The sequence below is a fragment of the Fructilactobacillus sanfranciscensis DSM 20451 genome, assembly GCF_001436035.1.
Taxonomy (GTDB): domain Bacteria; phylum Bacillota; class Bacilli; order Lactobacillales; family Lactobacillaceae; genus Fructilactobacillus; species Fructilactobacillus sanfranciscensis.
Map to the genome: position 1 here is coordinate 72626 of NZ_AYYM01000001.1, position 18211 is coordinate 90836.

General features: G+C 34.4%; 19 protein-coding genes and 1 tRNA gene. 3 read left to right on the plus strand and 17 right to left on the minus strand.

The window, feature by feature from the left end:
* Window positions 1–20: 20 nt before the first annotated feature.
* From atpH to FD36_RS00405, 10 genes are all read right to left on the minus strand, one after another.
* Window positions 21–566, minus strand: coding sequence for an ATP synthase F1 subunit delta (gene atpH, locus FD36_RS00360; RefSeq protein WP_014082201.1), 546 nt, complete (start codon window positions 564–566; stop codon window positions 21–23).
* Window positions 553–1068, minus strand: a complete 516-nt coding sequence (gene atpF, locus FD36_RS00365; RefSeq protein WP_056957495.1) for a F0F1 ATP synthase subunit B — start codon at window positions 1066–1068, stop codon at window positions 553–555. The genes atpH and atpF overlap by 14 nt, the downstream gene beginning before the upstream one ends.
* 38 nt (window positions 1069–1106) lie before the next feature.
* Entirely contained in the window at window positions 1107–1319 is a 213-nt protein-coding gene (gene atpE / locus FD36_RS00370) for a F0F1 ATP synthase subunit C (protein ID WP_014082203.1), read from the minus strand.
* 19 nt (window positions 1320–1338) lie between these two features.
* Window positions 1339–2049, minus strand: a complete 711-nt coding sequence (gene atpB, locus FD36_RS00375) for a F0F1 ATP synthase subunit A (protein WP_014082204.1) — start codon at window positions 2047–2049, stop codon at window positions 1339–1341.
* A 221-nt stretch (window positions 2050–2270) separates the two neighbouring features.
* On the minus strand, window positions 2271–2897 hold the full coding sequence (gene upp / locus FD36_RS00380) for a uracil phosphoribosyltransferase (RefSeq protein WP_056957496.1): 627 nt from the start codon (window positions 2895–2897) through the stop codon (window positions 2271–2273).
* Window positions 2898–2945: 48 nt separating this feature from the next.
* Window positions 2946–4187 carry a serine hydroxymethyltransferase gene (gene glyA, locus FD36_RS00385; protein WP_056957497.1) on the minus strand — a complete coding sequence of 414 codons (1242 nt, stop codon included), beginning with the start codon at window positions 4185–4187 and terminating at the stop codon, window positions 2946–2948.
* A 57-nt stretch (window positions 4188–4244) separates the two neighbouring features.
* Window positions 4245–5264 carry an L-threonylcarbamoyladenylate synthase gene (locus FD36_RS00390; protein WP_056957498.1) on the minus strand — a complete coding sequence of 340 codons (1020 nt, stop codon included), beginning with the start codon at window positions 5262–5264 and terminating at the stop codon, window positions 4245–4247.
* The gene (gene prmC / locus FD36_RS00395; RefSeq protein ID WP_056957499.1) at window positions 5254–6129 is read right to left on the minus strand and encodes a peptide chain release factor N(5)-glutamine methyltransferase; all 876 of its coding nucleotides are present in this window, start codon (window positions 6127–6129) and stop codon (window positions 5254–5256) included. The genes FD36_RS00390 and prmC overlap by 11 nt, the downstream gene beginning before the upstream one ends.
* Complete coding sequence (gene prfA, locus FD36_RS00400) at window positions 6113–7201, minus strand: peptide chain release factor 1 (RefSeq protein WP_041818112.1); 1089 nt, start codon at window positions 7199–7201, stop codon at window positions 6113–6115. Before prfA ends, prmC begins: the two co-directional genes overlap by 17 nt.
* A gap of 35 nt (window positions 7202–7236) precedes the next feature.
* Entirely contained in the window at window positions 7237–7791 is a 555-nt protein-coding gene (locus tag FD36_RS00405; RefSeq protein WP_395350390.1) for a thymidine kinase, read from the minus strand.
* 216 nt (window positions 7792–8007) lie between these two features.
* Here FD36_RS00405 and FD36_RS00410 point away from each other — a divergent pair, with 216 nt between their 5' ends.
* Window positions 8008–9360 (plus strand): Mur ligase family protein, encoded by a 1353-nt coding sequence (locus FD36_RS00410; protein ID WP_056957500.1) that lies wholly within the window; start codon window positions 8008–8010, stop codon window positions 9358–9360.
* Window positions 9360–10064, plus strand: a complete 705-nt coding sequence (locus FD36_RS00415; protein WP_056957501.1) for a type 1 glutamine amidotransferase — start codon at window positions 9360–9362, stop codon at window positions 10062–10064. Before FD36_RS00410 ends, FD36_RS00415 begins: the two co-directional genes overlap by 1 nt.
* A gap of 199 nt (window positions 10065–10263) precedes the next feature.
* On the opposite strand, the gene FD36_RS00420 is transcribed toward FD36_RS00415, so the two are convergent.
* The 5 genes from FD36_RS00420 to rnz form a co-directional block, all read right to left on the minus strand.
* Window positions 10264–10353, minus strand: a tRNA-Ser gene (locus FD36_RS00420).
* A gap of 36 nt (window positions 10354–10389) precedes the next feature.
* Window positions 10390–10908: an adenine phosphoribosyltransferase gene (locus FD36_RS00425; RefSeq protein WP_056957502.1), complete on the minus strand. Its 519-nt coding sequence runs from the start codon at window positions 10906–10908 to the stop codon at window positions 10390–10392.
* A 16-nt stretch (window positions 10909–10924) separates the two neighbouring features.
* Window positions 10925–13243 carry a single-stranded-DNA-specific exonuclease RecJ gene (gene recJ / locus FD36_RS00430; protein WP_056957503.1) on the minus strand — a complete coding sequence of 773 codons (2319 nt, stop codon included), beginning with the start codon at window positions 13241–13243 and terminating at the stop codon, window positions 10925–10927.
* 20 nt (window positions 13244–13263) lie between these two features.
* A complete protein-coding gene (locus FD36_RS00435; protein WP_056957504.1) occupies window positions 13264–13614 on the minus strand; it encodes a lipopolysaccharide assembly protein LapA domain-containing protein in 351 nt (116 codons plus the stop codon).
* Between the two features lie 2 nt (window positions 13615–13616).
* Window positions 13617–14555, minus strand: a complete 939-nt coding sequence (gene rnz, locus FD36_RS00440) for a ribonuclease Z (protein WP_056957505.1) — start codon at window positions 14553–14555, stop codon at window positions 13617–13619.
* Window positions 14556–14657: 102 nt separating this feature from the next.
* On the opposite strand from rnz, the gene FD36_RS00445 reads away from it, so the two are divergent.
* Window positions 14658–14945, plus strand: a complete 288-nt coding sequence (locus FD36_RS00445; protein ID WP_056957506.1) for a hypothetical protein — start codon at window positions 14658–14660, stop codon at window positions 14943–14945.
* Between the two features lie 38 nt (window positions 14946–14983).
* Here the strand turns inward: FD36_RS00445 and obgE are convergent, their stop codons facing one another.
* Window positions 14984–16294, minus strand: coding sequence for a GTPase ObgE (gene obgE, locus FD36_RS00450; protein ID WP_056957507.1), 1311 nt, complete (start codon window positions 16292–16294; stop codon window positions 14984–14986).
* Between the two features lie 15 nt (window positions 16295–16309).
* Complete coding sequence (uvrC, locus tag FD36_RS00455) at window positions 16310–18118, minus strand: excinuclease ABC subunit UvrC (protein ID WP_056957508.1); 1809 nt, start codon at window positions 18116–18118, stop codon at window positions 16310–16312.
* Between the last annotated feature and the right edge of the window lie 93 nt (window positions 18119–18211).

The window sequence follows — 18211 nt, forward strand, 5'->3', positions numbered from 1 at the left end:
CTCTTTATTGAAAGATATCATTATTTTAATAATAACCGCTTTACTTGTTCAATCTTAGTACGAATACTTCCATCAAACACCACGTCCGATGATCTAAGAATTACACCACCGATAATATCTGGATTATTTTTTGTAGACAATTCAACTTTTTTAGCATTAATTCGTTTACCGAATGACTTAGCTAAATTATCCTTTTCAGTATGACTTAATGGAATTGCAGTAGTTGCTTCTGCTTTTACAATTCCATGTTTTTCATTATATAAATTATTAAATTCATCAATAACTGCACCCAAATCATTAATACGATGATATTCGAATAACATGTTAATCAAATTTTTTACGTATTGTGAAGAAACGCTAGCAACCAAAGGATTTAATAATGATTCTTTTTGCTTACCATCCAAAGCAACTCCGCTTAACGCAATTTCCAATTCTGGATCTGCACGAAGTACTTCTTGAAGCGCATTCAATTCTGCTTTGGCAGTGTCAACCTCGTTGTCACTAGCTAAAGCTTCATAAAGCGCTTTTGAATAACGTTTGGCAACATCAAGCTTAGTTAGACTCATTATTACCCAACCCTTCAATATAAGAATCAATTAATGCCTTTTGATCATCAGCATTTAAGCTCTTCTTAATGATTTTGGAAGCAATTTCAATAGATAAATCTGCTACGTCATTTTTAGAATCGGCAAGAGCATCTTTCTTTTGTTGCTCAATATCTGCTTGTGCTTTTTCTTTAAGCGATTGAGCATCTGAACGAGCTTCTTCGATAATTGAATCACGACGCTTGTCACCTGTTTGTTGAGCTTTATTAATGATTTTGCTAGCTTCTTCTTGTAAATTAGCAAGTGCATCTTGGCGTTGTTTTTCTAAGTCAACTGCTTTATTTCTTGCTTGCTCAGCTGTATCAATATCATTTGAGATTTTGTCAGCACGATCTTGCATCATTTTTGTAACCGGTTTCCAAGCTACAACTTTGATACCAAACATTAAAATAAGAAATAAAGCCGCATAAAATAGTGCATCACCAATGTTAAATTCAGCTCCAACAATTAAATGTGTAAACATCTATTGACACCTCCTTTTTCAAAAGTAGAAAAACGTTACTACTTGTTCATTACTAACATAGCAATAACGAAGGCTAAGATAGGCATAACTTCAATCAAAGCAACCCCAATGAACATGTTAGTTCTTAAAGTGTTTGAAAGTTCTGGTTGACGAGCCATCCCTTCAAGCATCTTAGAAATTAAAATTCCGTCACCAATACCGGCACCAATAGCGGCACCACACATAGCGATTCCTGCTGCAATAAGACCCATGAGTAAATCCTCCTATTTTTTATTCCTCAACAACTAGTTTGTGAGCAACATATACACATGATAAAGTTACAAAAACATAAGCTTGGATACAACCAATGAAGACTGAAAAACCTTGCCAAGCTAATTCTAATGGAGAAGAAACTAAAATCATTCCAACTCCACCAGAAAAGGCCATTTTAGCAATCAATCCTGCTAATAGTTCACCAGCAAATATATTACCATACACCCGAATACCCAAAGTTAAGAAATTAGTCAACTCTTCCATCAAGTTAATTGGTAACAAGTATGAAATAGGTTGCATATAGGTTTCAAAATGTTTTTTGTACCCGAGTTTCTTAACACTTGAATATTGTGCAATCAACAATGACATTAAAGCAAAAGCCATTGCTACAATTGGGTCTGCGGTCGGACTTTTAACATAAACCACTCCGCCAACTTCAATATGTAAAAACAATCCCAAAAGATTAGAAATTAATATGAAGTAGAAAAGTGTAAATGCCCAAAGCCCATAATCCTTGGTTGAACCGCTTGGCATTGTAGACTTAATAATTCCATTAGTAAAGTCAATCATATACTCTAAGAAATTTTGTTTTCCTTTTGGTTTCAATTGAATTTTTCGCGAACAATAGAAAACTAATCCGAAAACAATTAAAGCCACAACAATACCAGAAATCATATTTCCAACGTTAAAGGTTAACCCAAACAATTGGAAAGTACGAGTCTTGTCCACAATATATCACCTCTTTTTTCCTTTCATTTTAGTGAACGGTAAGGAAAATAGATGCAGTAACTTACCACCCATTCTAGAATGTAATTAAAAAAATCACAATCTAAAATAACTAAAATTATACTACTGTCTTAATTATAATTCAAAGGCAAATACTTCAATTTTTAATACTTCTTTAAAATATAGAAAAAAGTAGAAGTCAGATAACTTTTACTTAATTTTAATTATTTAGTCCCAAATAAACGATCTCCAGCATCACCAAGACCAGGAACAATGTATCCATTTTCAAGTTTATCATCTAAAGCAGCCGCGTAGATATCAATATCTGGATGAGCTTCTTCAAGTGCTTTAACCCCTTCTGGAGCAGATACTAAACAAACAAATTTAATGTTTTTAGCGCCACGTTTTTTTAGGGCATCAATTGCCATGATAGCTGACCCACCAGTAGCGAGCATTGGATCAACAACTAAAACTTCACGATCACTAATATCTGATGGCAATTTGCAGAAATATTCATGTGGTTCCAAGGTATCTTCATCACGGAACATTCCAATATGACCAACTCGAGCACTTGGAAGTAAATCTAAAATTCCATCAACCATTCCAATTCCGGCACGAAGAATTGGCACAATTGCAACTTTTTTACCAGCTAATTCTTTAGCATGAGCTGTTCCCATTGGTGTTTCAATGTCAACATCTTTTAAAGGCATATCGCGAGTTACTTCAAAAGCCATTAAATTAGAGATTTCGTTAACTACTTCACGAAATTCATTTGTTCCAGTGTTCTTATTTCTAATAATACTTAATTTATGTTGGATCAATGGATGATCCATAATGTGAAATTTACCCATACCAAACACACTCCTCTTTTTTATATTATTTTAACACATTACTACTATTTATCTAGTAATTGGGTGAGTTGCACACATTGCCTCAACTTCAGTTTTAACTTCATTCAAAGCGGTTTGATTATCATAGTTTTCAATTGCTTTAATAATTAAATCTGCAACTTTACGTGAATCTCCTTCACCAAATCCACGAGACGTAATCGCTGGAGTTCCAATTCGAACTCCACTAGTGACAAATGGACTTAATTTTTCGTTAGGAAGAGCTTCTTTGTTAGTCATAATTTTTACAGAATCTAATAAATTTTGGGCTTCTTTTCCATTTAATTTAGTTTTAGTTAAATCAATGGTCATCAAATGATTATCCGTTCCACCAGAAACCACTCTAATAGTTCCTGATTTTTCAAATTCATCTGCCATTGCTTGAGCATTCTTAATCACTTGTTTTGTATAATTTTTAAATTCAGGTTGCAAATCTTCGTAAAATGCGGATGCTTTACCCGCAATCACATGTTCAAGTGGACCACCTTGAGAACGTGGGAAAACAGCAGAATTTAATTTTTTAGCATTTTCAGCTTGTGAAAGAATCATTCCTCCGCGAGGACCACGAAGGGTTTTGTGAGTAGTCGTGGTAACTACATCCGCAATTCCAACTGGATTTGGATGTAGACCAGTTGCCACTAATCCAGCAATATGGGCAATATCTACCATTAAATATGCTCCAACCTCATCTGCAATCTTACGAAATGCGTTCCAATCAATAATTCGACTGTATGCTGAAGCTCCCGCAACAATCATTTTAGGATGAACTTCATGAGCAATTTTACTAATTTCGTCATAATCAAGTAGTTCAGTCTCATGATTCAAACCATATGAGTAGGATTTATAAATTTTACCTGAAAAACTAACTTTTGCACCGTGAGTCAAGTGACCTCCAGCATTCAAATCCATTCCTAAAATAACATCGCCGGGCTTTAAAAAAGCAGCATAAGCGGCTTCATTTGCTTGCGACCCAGAATGTGGTTGAACATTCACGTATTCAGCACCAAATAGTTCTTTAGCTCGGTTAATCGCTAAATTTTCAACAATATCAACATCTTCACAACCACCATAATAACGGTGACCAGGATAACCTTCAGCATATTTATTAGTTAATACAGATCCTTGTGCTGCTCTAACCGCATTAGAAACGATGTTTTCTGACGCAATTAATTCAATGGTCGTTTCCTGTCGTTGTTTTTCAGCTGCAATAGCATCCCATAATTCTGGATCATCTTTCAAATAATCATAACTCATACCGCTTTACCTCACTTTTAAATTGGGGAATTGTTTAAATAAAATTGCTTATTCAAATTATACTTGGTCAAAATGCTTTTGCCCAGCGGATTTGCTCAAGCGATTCATATATGCCTCACCCAAACCTTCATTGGAGAAGCCCTGAGCTAGAATCGTCTTGATTTTTGGATTCAAATCGAACTCACGTAATCCTGCAAAGAGTAAATGGCTAGCTGATTTAATGTCCATACCAAGACTAAAAATTTTAGTATTCTTAGGCCAATTATTGTTAGTAATCACATCATCGGTGGCTAAAATTCCTACCATTTTTTTTTGTGATTGAATCCATTCAATCACTTTTTTCCATTCATGTTTTTCATCGACAATCTGAACGTCAGCACTAGGAGAATAATGTGTGTACTTCATTCCTGGTGCCTTGGGAATATCATTTTTGCCCACTTTCTTTTCTGAATCATCAACTTTACCAATCACTTCTTCAATCTTTGCTTGAGTTACTGCTCCTGGTCGAAGAATAGCTGGCGTTTTTGTCGACATGTCAATCACTGTAGATTCAACTCCAACTTCAGTTGCACCGGCATCTAAAATTCCAGCAATCTTACCATGTAAGTCATGATAAACGTGTTCAGCTAAAGTGGGACTTGGTTTTCCAGAAGTATTTGCTGAAGGGCCTACTAAAGGAACCCCTGCTGTTTTAATTAAATCAATTGTAGCTTGCTTATCTGGATTTCTGAAGGCAGCTGTATCTAAACCACCCGTAACTTTTTTCGATAAAGCATTAGGCTTAAGCTTCAAAATGATGGTCAATGGACCTGGCCAAAACGCTTTAATCAATTTCTTGGTTTTTTCATCGAGTGGTAAAGCATACTTTTCAACTGTTTTTACATCGGCAACGTGAACAATCAAAGGATTATCACTAGGACGACCTTTAGCCTTATATACTTTTTCAACCGCATCAACGTTCGTAGCATCTGCCCCTAATCCATATACCGTTTCAGTTGGAAATGAAACTAAATTTCCCCGTTTAATTTCTGCTGCAGCCTGATCAATTTGATTAGGTTTAAATATTTTAGTTTCCATTATTATTCTCCTTTAAATCCATTTTAATCATACGATCATGGCCAGCTAAATCTTGCCGTAAAATAGTATCAGCCGTTTTATAACTATCTTCTAATAACTTAATAACTGACTGTCCTTGATGAAATCCAATTTCTAAATATAATGAACCACTATCAGTTAAATAATTTCCAGCCTCTTTAGCTAAACGTTCATAGATAAAGAGCCCCTCATGTTTAGCAAAGAGCGCTAATTGGGGTTCGTAGTCGATTACATCTTGATCCATCAATCTTTTTTCATCATAAGCAATATATGGAGGATTTGAAACAATTACATCAAATTTTTTACCAGCAAATTTTGCTAATAAATCACTTTCAACAAAATTAATTTTAACACCATTGAGTTGCGCATTTGATTTAGCAACTTTTAAAGCATCCGTCGAAATATCCGATGCCGTAATTTGCCAATCAGGTCGTTGCTTTTTTAATGAAATTGCAATTGCACCACTTCCAGTCCCAATATCCAATACTTTCAGTGGTTGCTTAGAATAATCTGCTAAAATCCATTCAACCAATTCTTCCGTTTCTGGTCGTGGAATCAAAACGTTTTGATCAACTTTTATCGGATAACCATAAAAATAAGTTTTTCCAATAATATATTGAGCTGGCTCACCATTAATTAAACGATTAACGTTATTAATAAATTCTTCACGTTCTTTTACCGTCATCTTAGTTCGATAATTACGTAATAGAGTGGTTAAATCCCAGTTCATTTGACTTAACAATAAAAATTGAACTTCATCAGTTTCAATATTTTTATCCTTTATACACAAAGAAGCCCATTTTAGGGCTTCAAAGAATGTGACATCTTGCTTAAGCTTCGTTGTCATTTAAGTGCTCCATTTTTTCTGCTTGATCAGAAACAATCAATGCATCAATGATTTCACCTAAATCGCCGGCCATCACTTTATCTAATTTGTTTAGTGTCAAACCAATTCGGTGATCGGTCACACGGTTTTGTGGATAGTTGTAAGTTCGAATTCTTTCAGAACGGTCACCTGTTCCAACGGCCGACTTACGTTGAGCATTATATTGATCTTCTTCTTTTTGCTTATAATAATCATAAACCCGAGCCTTCAAAACGTTCATTGCTTTAACCCGGTTTTGTTGTTGTGATCGTTCGTCTTGCATGGCAACCACAATTCCGGTTGGCAAATGGGTCATCCGAACAGCTGATGAAGTTTTGTTAATATGTTGTCCACCGGCTCCTGAGGAACGATAAACATCGGTCCGAATATCACTTGGATCAATTGTAATATCAACGTCTTCTTCTTCAGGCATCACGCCAACCGTAGCTGTCGAAGTATGCACTCTTCCAGCCGATTCAGTTTCGGGAACTCGTTGAACTCGGTGAGCACCATTTTCAAATTTGAGCTTAGAATAAACGTTATCACCAGTAATCATCAATACAATTTGTTTAAAGCCCCCAACTTCAGTTGGAACCTCATCAATAACTTGAACTTGCCAACCTTGAGTTTCGGCATACTTAACGTACATGTTGTACAAATCACCAGCGAATAAACTAGCTTCGTCTCCCCCAGCTGCTCCATGGATTTCCATGATAATATTCTTATCATCATTTGGATCCTTAGGAATTAACATGATTTTTAATTTTTCTTCCAGTTCCGTTTTTTGTTCTTCTAAATCAGAAATTTCGGCTTTTACCATTTCATTCATATCATCATCAAGTTTTTCTTTAAGCATTTCTTGATCATCATTGAGTGATTCCGTCACTTCTCGATATTTTTTATATGTTTCAACGGTCTCACGTAAATTACCCTCTTCTTTAGATAATTTCATGAATCGTTTTGTATCTGAAATAACTTCAGGATCACTGATTAACTCATTAACTTCTTCGTAACGGTCAGAGACAGATTGTAACTTATCAAAAATCTGATCCATTTTATTATCGGCCATTTTACTCCTCTTTCTTTCATTTATTGTTTAGGTGGATGATTATAATGTTCTCGACAAACAGGATAATATGATTCATTGCCTCCCATTACAACTTGTTCGCCCTCATAAACTGGTTTTTTATCATGAAAACGAAGATTCATTGTGGCTTTTTTTTCACAGAACCAACAAATGGTCTTCATTTCCTCTAGCTTATCAGCATAAAGTAAGAGATACTTTGATCCCTCAAACAACTGATTTTGAAAATCGTTTTTTAGTCCAAAAGCCATTACCGGAATATCTAATTCATCTACGACTTGAGCCAACTCTTTAATATGATGTTTTTCTAAAAATTGTGCTTCATCAATTAAAATACAACTCACTCGATCATTAATTTCACTTAATCGATTTTGGACTAGTTGCATTGCATTTGCATCTGGTTTAATCGCAATTGCAACTCTTTCTAAACCAATTCGAGACGCAATTGTGCCCTCTTTTTCTCGTGTATCTAAAGCACTCGTCATTAGAATAACTTTTTTGCCCTGTTCCTCGTAGTTATGTGCTACCTTAATAATTTCAAATGACTTTCCACTATTCATGGCGCCATAACGAAAGAAAAGTTGTGCCAAAATATCACCTTTTTCTATAAAATACTCTTAGTTTTATTATAGCTAATTTTTTATCTTTCTGCATTCGTAATTTAGAATTGTTAATATAACGTAAAGATATCTCTAATTTTAGTTTAGTTGTCGGTTTTATGCTAAAATCAAAAGTATTGGATTGTAAAATATTTTAAACTAAGGATGTGAGCGTTAATGACTTTTAAGAGTGATATCGCAACTCTAGCAGGAAAATCTTCATATTGGTTTTTACATACCTTTATGGGTGGTGGAAGTTCTTTACCAGGTAAAATCACCACTAAGATTGACCCAAATGTGTTAACCGAACTTGGAAAAAACTACGATGTAATTATTGTTAGTGGAACCAACGGAAAAACACTTACTACTGCATTAATCGTGCAAGTATTAAAAGAAAAATACAACGAAATCTTAACCAACAAAAGCGGTTCAAACATGATTCAAGGAATTGTTTCTACCTTTCTTGAAGCTAAAAAACCACGCAATGGGCAAAAACCAATTGCCGTTATTGAAGTTGATGAAGCAAACGTTAAGTTAATTGTTGAACAAATTAAACCAAAAATGTTTGTTTTAACCAATATTTTCCGAGATCAACTTGATCGATATGGTGAAATTTATACGACATATCAAAAAATTCTTGATGGAATTGAATTAGATCCCAGTGCAACCGTAATTTCAAATGGTGATGAACCAATTTTCAATTCAGTTGAACTTCCTAATCCACAAATTTATTATGGATTTGAAAATCAACTAGCATCTGGCAATTTTAAAGCTCATGCAAATACTGACGGGATTATTTGTCCCATTTGTCATCACATTTTACATTACCACTATTTAATTTATGCTAACTTGGGTGATTACTTCTGTCCTAACTGTGGTTACCATCGTCCAGAATTAAAGTACAAAGTTACCAGTGTTGAAAATCAAACTCCAGTTGAATCAAAGTTTGATATTGACAATCATCAATATCAAATCAGTGTGGGTGGAACCTACAATATTTACAATGCCTTAGCTGCCTATGCAGTTGGTCGTGAATTAGGAGTTACTCCAGAACAGATTAAGCATGCTTTCGATGCTAATGAAAGAATTTTTGGACGCCAAGAAGAAATTCATGTTGGCGATAAAGATGTCACAATTATTTTAGTTAAAAATCCGGTTGGAACTAATCAAGTGATTGATTTGCTAACTACTGAAAATGAACCATTTTCGTTTATGGCTTTGCTAAACGCTAATTATGCTGATGGAATTGATACTAGTTGGATTTGGGATGGTGAATTCGAAAGATTACCAAAGATGAACATTCAACAGTTTGAAACTGGAGGTTCTCGCTACAAAGATATTACTTTCCGTCTAAAAGTTGCTGGTGTGCCTGATGACAAACATATCGTCCAACCAGATTTAGAAAAAGTGGTTGATGATATTAAAAAAATGCCAACTAAAAAGGTTTATATCTTAGCAACCTATACTGCAATGATGCAAGTTAGATCTATTTTAGCTAAGCGTGGTTACATTAAAGGAGGACAAAACTAATGACAATGAGTATTAGAGTTGCTCATCTTTATGGTGACTTAATGAACACTTATGGTGATATTGGAAATATCTTAACCCTTCAATTCTATGCTAAACAAATTGGTGTGGAAGTTACCTCTGATATTGTTTCTTTAGAAGAGGACTTTAAAGCAGATGACTATGATTTTGTTGTCTTCGGTGGTGGCCAAGATTTCGAGCAAACTGTTGTGGCAGATGATATTCAATCTAAAAAAGCTGAATTAATTAAGTTTATTGAGGCTAACAAACCATTTGTTGCTGTATGTGGTGGTTATCAAATGCTTGGTAAATATTACGTTGATGCTAAAGGTCAAAAATTACCTGGAATTGAAGCCATGAACCATTATACTGAGCAACAACATGACCATCGTTTTATTGGTGATGTTGTCATCGAAAATGAAAAAAACGGTAACAAATATCATGGTTTTGAAAATCATCAAGGAATCACATTCTTAGGTGAAGATGAACATCCGCTTGGAAAAGTATTGCAAGGATACGGTAACAATGGTCAAGACGGTACTGAAGGTGCTGTTCATAAAAATACAGTTGGAACTTATTTTCATGGACCAATTATGGCCCGTAATGGTAACTTCGCTAAATACATGTTGTTCCAAGCTCTTCAAAACAAATATCCTGATACAGACTTTACTGAAATGAAAAAACAAGTTAAAACTTACGAATATTAAAAAATAGACCTGAATTTTGAATTAATTCGGGTCTATTTTTTTGTAAACAAAAAAGGTCCCCGTTAGGGACCTTTTTGCTGGAAAAGAGTAGTTCCGTTATTTTATAACATATTGAGTATACCATAAGAATTATAGTTTTCAAGAATTAGAAAATTAATATCATACGGGATTATTAGGAAGCATCTCATCAAAAATAAAAAGGAGGATACAGGATTTGAACCTGCGCGCCAAGTATAAGCTTGGTTCGCCGGATTTCGAGTCCGGTGCATTACCACTCTGCCAATCCTCCATACTAAACTACTTAGACGTATCTAAGTAGTTTTTTTTAATATTTCATTAAACTAAGAATATCGTACCCTTTTAGTTTATCACGACCATGGAGTTCTGTTAATTCAACTAAGAATGCAGTACCAACTACCACACCACCAAGATCTTCAATTAATTTGATTGTAGCAGCTAAAGTTCCTCCAGTTGCTAATAAATCATCAGTAACGAGTACTTTTTGACCTTGTTTAATTGCATCTTCATGAAGATAAAGCGCAGATTGCCCATATTCCAGTCCATAAGTTTCTTTAGCTGTCTTACCAGGGAGTTTCCCTTTCTTACGTGCAGGAGCAAATCCAATGCCTAATTCATATGCAACCGGACATCCAACAATAAATCCACGGGCTTCTGGTCCTACAATTACCTCTGCACCAATTTTTTTAGCGTAATCAACAATTTCATTTGTAGCTTGCTTATATGCTTCTCCATTTTCTAATAAGGGAGAAATGTCACGAAAAAATACACCTGGTTCTGGAAAATCAGGATAACTAGCTATGTAATCTTTTAAATTAAGTGCCATCGTTTGGTACTTCCTTTCACTGCTTATTTTGCATTTCTTGAATTAAATTAATTAATGCGTTTTGGTTTAAACTAATCAGTTGATTCTCAAGTTCAATTTCTTGTTCTCGTTGTTTATATGTAGACGCGCTACTTAATGGATGCTTATTAGGATTATCAACCTTATTCATTATTCCATCTTGAATGGTTACAAAACCTAATTCATCAAAAACTTTAATCATAAATACTAAAGAAGTCTGATCAATTTTTAAATCTTTACACATTTCTTTTAAATGCTGGTTTAATTTTACATTTTGATGAACATTAACGAACTTAAATAGTTTAGCATATTGTTCTCGTTTTGGCATACCAAATGATCTAAGTTGTTGAGGTTTATATAGATATAATACTATTTCATGTGCATCAATTTTATTAATTAACGTTTTAAAATCATCTATATTCTTAGGACAATCAACAATGATTATTTTTTTATGTGGATTTTTCGAGTCAATCTGATTTGCTAATATTGCTGTAGACTCATCATTTAAATAACCGGTTAATTTATTTTTCAATTTTTCGTTAAAGAAAACATATTCACCAGGTTGCTTAAACATTTGTTGTACTAACTTATTGGTACGTTGATCAATCACAACACAACCGTCTACTTTTAAGTCGTCAACCATAATTTGTAAATTAGTTCGACCACGAAATTCATTTTTACCTAAAGTTCCAGCAACCTTTAAATTATTAGATAATTTTTGGATTTCTCTTAACTCAGAACCAACTCCAAAATCAATTGCTCCAATTTTACTATGATAACCTAGAATTTCAAATTTTAAATGAGATTTATCAGCACCAATTGCTGAAATACTACTGAGATTATTAGGTTTAATTGCAAATTCTGGTTTTGGATTATCAACTCCAAAGGGACTTAAAACGGACAAATCTTCATAAAGATGATCGTTAATATCATCCGCATTAACTTCATAATCAATGATTAAAATTGGCTTGTGATTAATATCTAATTTTTCTTCAGTTGCTACTTGTTCTATATTATTAGACACCTCTTTAATCTTATCTAATGATATCGTTAATCCCACTGCCATTTCATGACCACCAAAAGCAACCATTTGGTCACGGCTTCGATCTAAGGCTTTAAATAAATCAAATCCAGCAATACTTCGTCCTGAACCTTTAGCAACTCCAGTAGTTTCATCTATTCCTAATACAACAGTTGGTTTATGATATTTGTCAGAAATCCGACTAGCAACAATCCCTAAGACGCCAGTTTGCCAAGCTTTTCCAGCAATTATTAAGATCTTACGCTTTAAGTTTTCCGGGGTCTCAGCTTGTTGTTCCGCTTCAACCGCTATTTGAGCCACTAATTCTTTTCGTTGTTCATTTTTCTTTTCAGTTATTTTAGCTAACTTATCTGCTTGAACTTCGTCATTGGTAGTTAAAAGTTCAACACCAGAAGATGCATCCCCCATTCGACCTAAAGCATTCAAAGAAGGTGCAATTTTGAATCCAATATCTTCTTCACTAATTTTAGGTAATTTTAATTTTGCGTGCTTAATTAATGATTTTAACCCCGGTCTTTCAGTCAAATGAATTACATTTAGTCCAAATTGAACTATAGCACGGTTTTCACCTGTCATTGATACCAAATCAGCAACTGTTCCAATTGCCGCTAAATCAATTTTTTCTTGTGGAATTTCATCATTAAGCGCCGTTGCAACTTTAAATGCAATCCCTGCACCTGATAAATACTTAAATGGATAATCAGGACTTAAATCTGCATGCACAATTGCATATGCATTAGGCAATTTTTTTGGCAATTCATGATGATCAGTAATCACTACATCACACCCAAGTTTATTTGCTTCTTCAATTGCATCAAATCCAGATACTCCATTATCAACAGTCACAATTAAAGTTGTTCCGTCAGAAATAATCTTTCGATAGGCATCAATATTTGGCCCATATCCGTCATCAAACCGGTTAGGGATATAGTAATTAACGTTCGCACCAATTTCCTGTAAAGTTTCATACATAATTGATGTACTAGTTAACCCATCTGCATCATAATCACCATAAATTGTAATTTTTTCGCCTTCTGATACTGCCATTTGAATTCTTTCAACAGCTTTATCCATATCATGAAGCAAAAAAGGATCATATAAATCAGAAGTATCTGGACTCAAAAAATGACGAATTTTATCTGAATTATCATATCCACGATTAATCAATAATTGAGCGATTAATTGGCTGATGCCAAGTTGAGAAGCTAGGTCTTCAATTTGCTTTGGTTTCGCGTGATTAGCTTTAATTTGCCAATCATATTTAGAAGATAACACTGCTCAACCTTCTTTCAGTTTTATTTTTCTTCATCTTCATTATCAGGGTTTTCCTCAGTAACTTGTTTTTCATCTTTTACTTCAGTTTTCACTCCAATTTTTGCTTCTAATTCTTCAATTTTGCTTTGAAGTTGTTTAATTTCTTTTAAATTAGCTTTATTTTGACGATTGTTTTTGAATGATGAAATTGATGAAAAAAGAAAAATAAGCAAAGTACCTAAAAGTAAACTTACAAGTACAATTAAAATTAGTGGCATCTTGATAGTTGCAAATCCAAAATTAACTGCTGTGTCTTCCATGTTTAATAAAACAAAAATTGCAATTAAAATTACAATTAACAAACTTGAAATTACATAAACTTGTTTTTTCATTTTTAATCTTCTTTCTTTTCAAATGGAATATCAATAAAATCAAAATCTTTAACAACTTTAGTATTGGGGAAAATTTCACGTGCTTGATTTTGCAATTCACGTGCCATTTTAGCCGTATAACGTGCTGATATATGTGTTAACAACAACCGCTCAACTCCACTTGATTTCGCCATAATGGCGGCTTGTACGTTGGTAGAATGATAATAATTACGAGCTAGCTTAGCCTCTCCTTTACCAAAAGTACTTTCATGAACAACTACGTTTGCATTTTGTGAAAGCTGTTGAATGTTTGGTGTCTTACGTGTATCACCTAAAATAGTTACAATTCGACCCTTTTGTGCCGGTCCAATGTACTCTTTTCCATCAATCACGCGCCCATCTGAAAGTTGAACTGTCTCGCCTTTTTTTAATTTACCATAAATTGGACCAGCTGGAATATCATCCGCCTTTAATTTATCAACCATTAATTCACCTGGATGACTATGTTCAACGACACGATATCCCCAAGATTCAACTTGATGTTCTAATTTTGCAGCAATCACTGTAAATTTTGGTCCTTCATAAATTATTCCTGGTTCATCAAGCTCAACATAATTAATTTTGTAACCCAATTTAGTTTGTGAAACTCTAAGTGATACTTGAACAAATTCTTTAATTCCTTTTGGACCATATATTGTAAGCGGTTCGTCTCCGCCTTGAAATGACCGACTTGAAAGTAAGCCTGGTAATCCAAAAATATGATCACCATGAAGATGGGTGATGAAAATTTTATTGATTTTTCGTGGTTTTAAAGTCGAACGCAAAATCTGTTGCTGGGTTCCTTCCCCACAATCAAACAACCATACCTCATTAATTTCATCAAGTAAGCGTAACGCAACACTTGAAACATTTCTAAACTTACCGGGAACTCCTGCCCCTGTTCCAAAAAACTCTAACTGCATATTTTCTACCGTTCCTTCTAGGAAGCATTCTTTTAATTTAAATTCGTATAATCTGCTATATAATTATTGTAGCATAAGAAAAGTGCCAAAAATAGAAATCAGGTGATTATCATCAAACTTAGTGAGTTCAAAGTTTCTTCACAAGATTTAGATCGAGCAAGAACGATTTTCATCCAAAATCAATCGACTATTTACCCAGTCACTAATTTAAGCATTAATAAACAAAGATTAATTTTAGGGTCGGGAAAAAAACAAAAACCACTAAACCTTAATCAGTTTAATCAGCAAACCATGAAATTCGACAAGAATCTCATACTTTATCTTGATAAACCTGAAAAACTAAGAATTTTTGGTTATCGTTTAGAAAACGATCAAATCATTTTCGGCTAAAAAAGTAGTTAACAACACTGGTTAACTACTTTTTTCTTTTAATCCATATAAGTAAAAGTGAAATCTAAAATACCAACTAAATCACCATCTTTTGCACCAGCAGCACGAAGCGCATCATCAACGCCCATTCCTCTTAACTGACGAGCAAAACGCATCATACTTTGATTATGATCTGTATTGGTCATCTGGAATAGTCGTTCAATTTTTTTACCAGTTAACATCCAAACACCGTCTTCATCACGATGAATTTCAAATGGTCTTTCTTCTTCCTTAGCAGTGTAAAGAACATCACCATCGTTATCTTCTTGAAGTTGACCTTCTTCCACAAATGGAATCTGAGGAGTTTTAGATAATAAATCACCAGTATCTCTAATCAATTGGTCTAGCCCTTGATGAGTAACTGATGAAATTGCGTCTACTTTAATTGCAATTTTATCATCATGCTCTTTTAGTTCTTTTTTAAATTTTTCAAGATTTTCTTCTGATCCTGGTAGATCCATCTTCGTTGCTACAATGATTTGAGGACGTTTCAACAATGATTCATCAAAATCACCAAGTTCTTTGTTAATTTTAACATAATCATCATATGGGTCTCTGCCCTCATTACCACTCATATCAACTAAATGGAGGATTACTCGAGTTCTTTGAATGTGACGTAAAAACTCAAATCCGAGCCCAACACCTTGAGAAGCTCCTTCAATTAATCCAGGTAAATCGGCAATTACGAAATCATTTCCATCATCATTACGAACAATTCCAAGATTAGGAACTAACGTCGTAAAATGATATTCCGCAACTTTAGGTTTTGAACTGGTAATTGTACTTAGTAAAGTTGATTTACCAGCAGATGGAAAGGCAACTAGACCAACATCCGCTAATAAACGAAGTTGTAAATTAACTTGTAACTCTTCACCAGGTTCACCATTTTCAGCAATTTCTGGAGCTGAGTTTTTCGCAGTTGCAAAGTGGGTATTCCCACGTCCCCCACGGCCACCACGAGCAATCACTGCTTTATCACCTGGCTTAGTTAAATCAGCAATTACTTTGTCATTTGCTGTATCAAAAATTGTTGTTCCTTCTGGGACACGAATAATTAAATCATCGGCACTGGCACCTGTCATTCGTTTATTTCCACCATTACCACCATTTTGGGCTTTAAATAATTTTTTATACTTAAAATCCATTAGGGTGCTCATTCCAGGATCAACTGTGAAGACAACGTCTCCCCCACGACCTCCGTCACCACCTGAAGGTCCACCATTTGGAACATATTTTTCGCGACGGAAACCAACCATTCCATCGCCACCCTTACCGGCTTTAACATTAAATTTAACTCGATCTACAAACATATTTTCTCCGTTCTATTACATCTTACGCATTACTGCTTTGGGTTTCGAATTTTGGAAAGTGAGCACAATCGTTTGCGCCACTGTTTTTGAAATTCCTAATTCCTGTAAATCAGGAACACTTGCTGCTTCAATATTTTTCATAGAACCAAAATGACGCATCAATTTATTTTTCGTCTTTGGTCCTACACCTTTGATACTGTCTAACCTTGAAGTCATTGAATTTTCACTGTGTAAATCATGATGAAAATTAATTACAAATCGATGCACTTCATCTTGAATTCGTTGGACTAAATAAAAAGCCTGGCTTTTGGGATTTAGATAAATATGTTGATCATCATCACCAAATAATAAATCAGCGGTTTTATGTTTATCATTTTTTACCATCCCAGCAACTGGAATATTTAGGTTTAATTCATTTTCTAACACATCTTTAACTGCGTTCATTTGAATAACCCCACCATCCATTAAAATCAAATCGGGCATTTCAGCATGTTCTTTTAATAGTCTGGTGTACCGACGGCGTACAACTTCACGAGTACTTGCAGCTTCATCCGCATGGTCAACTGTTTGAAGTTTATACTTACGATAGTTCTTTTTATTGGGTTTCCCGTCTTCAAAGGTTACCATTGCAGAAACTAAATCAGCCCCATCAATATGAGAATGATCAAAAGCTTCAATACGATGAAGAGAAGGTAAATCCAAAGCTTTACTTAATTCTTCCATAGCTCCAGTGGTCTTACGACGATTCATTTCTAATAGCCTAAACTTCTCATCTAAGACATATTTAGCGTTTTCACGTGCCATTTTAAGCAGCGCTCTCTTTTGTCCTCTAACCGGAGTTCTTGCAGGAATATCAGTTAACTTTGTAATCACATCTGTATCAATTGTACCAGGAACTAAAATCTCACGTGGTTTTACTTGTCCCTGTTGCTTATAAAATTGAACAATAAAGTTTGTCATTTCTTCTTCTGGAGTACTTAAAATTGGAAAAAGACGCTTAGTTCTTTTCATTAGTCGTGCTTGACGAATATAGAAAACTTGAATTGATAACCAACCATTATGAGCATAATAATTGAAAACATCACGTTGTGTATAATCATGTGAAATAATTTTTTGTTTTTCTACTGTAGCTTCAATGTAATGGAGCTGGTCCCGTAATTCAGCAGCCCGCTCATACTCCATTTTATCAGAAGCATCCTTCATGCGCTTTTTTATAATTCGTTTAGCATCTGCCACATTTCCATTCAAGAATGATTTAATCTTCTTGATTTGTTCATTATACTCTGATTCAGGAACATCTTTAAAGCATGCTCCCAAACATTGACCCATGTGGTAATAAAGACAGGCCCGTGATTGCCGCCCGTTACAACGGCGAAGTGGGTACATTTTTTGTAAAAAATGCATGGTTTCATCAGCTGCATAAACATTTGGATAAGGACCATAATAAAAGGCACCATCTTTTTTAACATAGCTAGTTACTTGAATTTGGGGATCTCTTTCATTAGTTATTTTAATGTACGGATAACCGGTATTCCCATTTTTTAACCGAACATTATAATATGGACGATATTTTTGAATTAAGGTTATTTCTAGCAGAAAAGATTCTTTGTCAGTATCTGTAATAATCGTTTCGTAATCCGCAATATTTTCAACTAACTTTGCCCGTCTACCATACTGTTTACTTTTAAAATATGATCGAACCCGATTTTTTAAATTTTTTGATTTACCCACATAAATAACTTTTCCTTCATCATCTTTCATGATGTAAACTCCCGGTTTTTCAGGTAAAAGTTTTAATTTATTTTCGATATGTTCAGATGCCATATTGGTCCTCCTTCCGTTTTTATCCATTACCTAAATTATAATGACTTTAAGTCAACTTGTATAACTAAATGACAATTAATCAACTTTTTGCTA